This window comes from Parasedimentitalea maritima, from assembly GCF_005771405.1.
Classification (GTDB): domain Bacteria; phylum Pseudomonadota; class Alphaproteobacteria; order Rhodobacterales; family Rhodobacteraceae; genus Parasedimentitalea; species Parasedimentitalea maritima.
Window position 1 is genome coordinate 1 of sequence record NZ_VAUA01000023.1, and the last position, 1,000, is coordinate 1,000.

1 protein-coding gene is annotated in these 1,000 nt (G+C 53.5%); it reads left to right on the forward strand.

Annotation, left to right across the window (positions count from 1 at the left end; all coding sequences use genetic code 11):
* Window positions 1–67: 67 nt before the first annotated feature.
* Window positions 68–961: an IS481 family transposase gene (locus FEE96_RS23375; protein WP_138165538.1), complete on the forward strand. Its 894-nt coding sequence runs from the start codon at window positions 68–70 to the stop codon at window positions 959–961.
* Window positions 962–1,000: the final 39 nt, after the last annotated feature.

Below are 1,000 nucleotides of genomic sequence, written 5' to 3' on the forward strand. Positions count from 1 at the left end.
TGTAGAAATGCCGTTACTCGCGGGACATTTCCTTTAACCTCCCAGATTTGGGAAGAAGGAGATGTTCATGAACAAGGATCAACGCGAGATTCAACGTAAGCTGCGGATACTGCGATACGCAGACGAGATTGGTCATGTTGCGAAAGCCTGCCGTTATTTCGGGATCGGGCGATCCAGCTTTTACCGATGGAGGCAAGCCTATGCTGAGCGCGGCGAAGCGGGCCTGATCAATGCACCGCCGATCCCCAAATGGCATGCCAACAGGACGCCGCCTGAGCGCGAGGAAAAGGTTCTCTATCTTCGCCGCAAATACCACCTCGGCCCAATGCGGATCGTTTGGTACCTGGAGCGCTATCACGACATCAGGATCTCCGACGCGACGGTCTCACGCATTCTGCGCCGCCATGGGATGAACCGCCTTCCTCGGGGAACTCGCATGCGCAAAGTTCACACAAAACGCTACCAGAAACAGGTCCCTGGGCATCACATCCAGATGGATGTTAAGTTCCTGACTTTCAAAGGCAAACAGGGCGAAAAGGTGCGCCGCTTTCAATACACCGCGATTGACGACGCAACGCGTGTGCGGGCGTTGAAGGTTTACGAAAGACATACCCAGGCCAATGCCATTGATTTCGCAAATCACATCATCGAAAAGTTCCCATTCCGCATCCGAGAAATCAGAACGGATAATGGCCATGAGTTCCAGGCCAAGTTTCACTGGCATGTTGAGGACCTCGGTATCCGCCATGCCTACATAAAACGCGGCACTCCCCAGTTGAACGGCAAGGTCGAGCGTTCACACCGCTCCGACGGACAAGAGTTTTATCAGTTGCTCAGCTACAAAGGAGATGTCGATCTCGAAGCCAAATTGGGCGAGTGGGAGAGCTTTTACAACTTCCACCGACCTCACGGCGCACACGACGGAAAGACGCCTTACGAAGTCCTCAGGGAAAAGCTATAGTCAACAAACGGGATGTACCACGGGTAACCGCACCTTACA